Source organism: Protofrankia sp. CiP1_Cm_nod3, assembly GCF_982290655.1.
The window spans coordinates 22,715-25,982 of the sequence record NZ_CEVIVD010000069.1 but is presented as its reverse complement, the minus strand read 5'-3'; the positions used below and the strand labels follow the sequence as shown (position 1 = coordinate 25,982).

General features: G+C 71.5%; 2 protein-coding genes. One reads left to right on the top strand and one right to left on the bottom strand.

Features of this window, described 5'->3' with window-relative positions; translation table 11 throughout:
- Nucleotides 1-199 precede the first annotated feature (199 nt).
- Nucleotides 200-484: a helix-turn-helix domain-containing protein gene (locus tag AC5LUJ_RS14495; protein WP_493465097.1), complete on the top strand. Its 285-nt coding sequence runs from the start codon at nucleotides 200-202 to the stop codon at nucleotides 482-484.
- 120 nt (nucleotides 485-604) lie between these two features.
- Here AC5LUJ_RS14495 and AC5LUJ_RS14490 read toward each other — a convergent pair.
- Nucleotides 605-3,268 (bottom strand): RHS repeat-associated core domain-containing protein (locus AC5LUJ_RS14490; RefSeq protein WP_493465096.1); only part of this gene is annotated, 2,664 nt, incomplete at its 5' end.

The window sequence follows — 3,268 nt, the reverse complement described above, 5'->3', positions numbered from 1 at the left end:
CACCTACACCCTCCTCGCCCTCTCCCTCACAACCACCTGATACGTAAGCCGCCCGGATTACCCCCATTTGGGGTGATGCCGAAGACATCCGAGGTACTGACTCCTCACAACCGGCTGGCCAGGGCTCGCGACGGACCCGCTCCGAAAAGTGGCCGGTGCCCGAAGCCCGCTACGCCGTCTACCTCAAGGAGCGTGACCAGTGAGTGAGGTTCACAACTACGACAAGGACAGCTTCCTGGCGGAGTTCTTCCCTGACGACGCCGACCGTCAGGAGGCCGAGTCCGGTACCCGGCGGCTCGTCGCCGAGAACCGCGCCCATCGGCTCGCCGAGATGCGTCGCCGCCTCGGCCTGACCCAGGCGGAGGTCGCCGACCGCATGCACGTCCGTCAGGAACGCGTCTCCGCGATCGAACGGGCCACCGTCGACGCCAGCGGACTGCGCACGCTTGCCGCCTCTGTCAGGGCCCTCGGCGAACGCCTGTAGATCATCGCCGACTTCGGCGGCGAACGACTCGTCATCGGCTGAGCATCACGATCTCAAATCCCTCATATCCGCCGGCCGCGCGGCGCCCGGCACTACGTCCGTGGCCATACGTCAGTGACGTCAGTGGACGCGATAAATGCGTACCTGGACGCCCATGCTCGCGGCCCCGGCCACCGCGGTGTCGATTGCGGCCTCCTGCGCCGGGGTCAGTGGGGTGTCCGGGATCACCACGTCGAGTACCCGCGCTGTTTCCGGGCCGATGGTCATGGTGTGGCCGCCACCCGTCCAGGTGCTCTCGCCGACACCGGCAATGTCACCCGCCGCGTTCTCGATGACTCTGGTCAGCCCCGCGCCCTGATACGTCTTCTTCGCGGTGTCGACCGACTTGAGCTGGCCGGCCTCCAGCGCCGGCGCGTCCCGCCCGCCCGGCCCGTAGACAGCACGGTCGAAGCGGCGGAAGTTGCCGTAGAAATGCGTGCCGGGTGTGGCGGACGCCATGGCGGCTTCCGCGCCTCTGCCCTGGATCACGCTGCCCTGCCCCCAGATCGTGGGCCCGCCGGACACGGGCGGCGCCGCGGGCGGCTGTGCCGGCGGCGCCCCGGTGGGTTGGCCCCCAGGTGAGGCCGGACGGCCGGCGGGCGGGCCGCTACCACCGCTACCGCTACCGCTACCGCTACCGCTACCAGTGGTACTGGTACCAGTGGCAGCGGCGGGCCGTTCCGCCGCTCTGGCCGCTCTGGCCGCTCTGATCCGCGCGGCGCCGGCCGCCGCGGCCGGGAGCAGCCCTTCGGCCAGATCGCCGACCTGGCCGTATTTCTCCGCGTCCTCCGGGGACGCGCCGAGCGCGTGTGCGGCGCTTCGCACCACCCCGCCGATGGGCGTTCCCGGATTGAACTCCCGGGCTCTGCTGGCGGACTCGTCCGTGTTGGTCGCGATTCGTCCGCTGGGCTGGAGGTAGCGCGTCTGATCCGTTTTCGGGAGGACCCGGTACAACAGCTCGCCCGGTAGTTCCCGGGCCTTTTCCCGCGGGAAGTTCCACCAGAAACGCAGGCCGTACCTGTCGATGAAGTCGCCGCGGCGCATCGTGGCGAAGTCGACGAGCTGCTGCCGGTTGATGCCGAGGCTTTCGATTCTTTTGTCGTCCTGCCGGCGTTCCTCGTCGGCCGGGTCCGGATCCAGGCCGGAACGGTCGACATTGGCGGTCGGGGCGGCATGGGCATAGCCGTACAGATTCAGCCCGCCGGCCGTGCCGACGGGGTCGGGGGCGGTCCAGCGGCCCAGCCAGGGGGCGTAGTAGCGGGCGCCGTGGAGTTGGAGGCCGGTTTCGTCGTCGCGTTCGGCGCCGGTGAAACGGTAGCGTTTCAGGCTGATTCCGGCGCCGGGGCGGGCGCTTTCGTAGGCGGTGGTGCCGTAGGCGTGGAACTCCTCGTAGCTCAGGACGTTCCAGGCGTCGTCCAGTTCGACGTTGGTGCTGCCGAGGTGGTCGCCGAGCTGGTAGCGGGTCAGCGGCGCGCCGGCCGCGGTCGTGCCGGCGACCGGCTGGCCGGCGATCATGGTGGGGCGTTCGAGCAGGGCGGTGACACCGCCGCCGGTCTCCACCCGCAGGGTCTCGTGCGCCTCGGTGAGGGTGCCGGCGACGGTGGTGGTGTCGAACTCGGCGGCGCCGACATACCGGCGTTCCTCCAGCCGGTTGCCGTTGTTCTTCACGACGACCTTGCGGGCCCGCTGCCCGTCGTGCCCGTACTGGTAGTAGGCGGTGAGCGTGCCGTGGGCGACGCAGCGGACCGGCTGCCCGCGCCAGCCGGGGGTGAACACCAGCCCGCCGAGGGTGAGCGTGTTGCCGCGGCCGTCGTAGCCGGCCGGTTCCGCGGCGGTCGACGCGCCGGTGACCTGGGAGGACACCAGCCGGTTGCTCGCCGCCGCCACCACGTTCGTCCGGGTCCACTCCGCTCCGGGGGCGGCCGCGAGCTGCCGGTGGCGTAGCTCGGTCAGGTTGCCGCCGTGGTCGTAGGTGAAGGTCTCGACGTAGCGGACGACGGCGGTCAGGTCGTTCGGGTCGGGCAGGTCGCGGACGGGGGGCCGCCGGTCGGCGGCGGCGGTGGTGTGGCCCGTCCCGGCGAGCTCCCGGCCCTCGGAGGTGACGAGCTGGTAGAGGTCGTCGTAGCCGAAGACCCGGTCGGCGGTCACCACCGTGTTGCGGTAGAAGTTCGCCTGCTGGGCACTGTCGGTGATGCGCAGGATGTTGCCGGCGGCGTCGTAGCCGTACCGCAGGTCCTGGACGGGGTCCTGGCCGCCGGCCGGGCCGGTCCTGGTGGTGCGGATGCGGGTGACCCGGTGGGTTCGCTCGTCGTAGCTCGTCGTCACGGTCGCGTGGGACCCGGCGGGGCCGAACACGGTCTTCTCCCGGCGCCGTTTCACGTCGTAGACGACGCTGTCGACGACTGTCCGCGAGCTGCCACCGCGGGGGGTGGCCTCCAGATGGTCGACCAGGCCGGCCGGGTTGTACCGGACGGCCAGCACGCCGCCGTCCGCCGCCGTGGTGGTGACCGGGCGGCTGAGCGCGTCGAACACGCTGGTGGTCAGGCTGCCCGGGGCCGCCTCCAACGCGGCCGAGGCCGCGGCGAGGCGGCTTTCCGGGGTGGGCGCCGCCGTGGCCACGCCCGTCCAGTCGGGCTCCCGGTCGTAGGCGACGGCGAACCGGCGCGCCGACCCGGTGATGTTGCCGCGGAAGTCCCGGCGCAGGGTCTCGGCGAGCCCGGCGCCGTCGAACGTCTGCTGGGCCAC